Annotated in this window: 1 protein-coding gene; it reads left to right on the top strand. The window is 60.9% G+C overall.

Annotation, left to right across the window (positions count from 1 at the left end):
* On the top strand, positions 1–335 hold a 335-nt coding region (locus SB724_RS19630; RefSeq protein WP_410572455.1), incomplete at both ends, for a DUF2829 domain-containing protein.

Raw genomic sequence — 335 nt, 5'->3', positions numbered from 1 at the left:
AAGACCCAAACGAGCCGGGCTACCTGGTCGAGTATCTCGACGGTGGCAAGCCGAACATCGAAGGTCATCAGGGCTACGTCAGCTGGTCGCCGGCCGATGTGTTCGAGCGCTCATATCAGCCAGGCGCCGCGAAGAGCTTTGGCGATGCGCTGATCGCGTTAAAAGCGGGGATGCGCGTCGCACGCGTGGGCTGGAATGGCAAAGGCTTGTGGCTTTCGCTGCGGCTCGTGAAGGGTGACGTGATGGACTGCGGCACGGGCGGTGAGTTTCCCGAGGCAGACTGGATCGGCATGAAAACCGCAGACAACAAATTCGTGCCTTGGCTTGCATCGCAG

Source organism: Bacillus sp. SIMBA_031 (genome assembly GCF_046535225.1).
In the GTDB taxonomy this organism is placed as follows: domain Bacteria; phylum Bacillota; class Bacilli; order Bacillales; family Bacillaceae; genus Bacillus; species Bacillus velezensis.
Note: the sequence above shows the minus strand (reverse complement) of the source record. Positions and strands in the feature narration are given on the sequence as shown.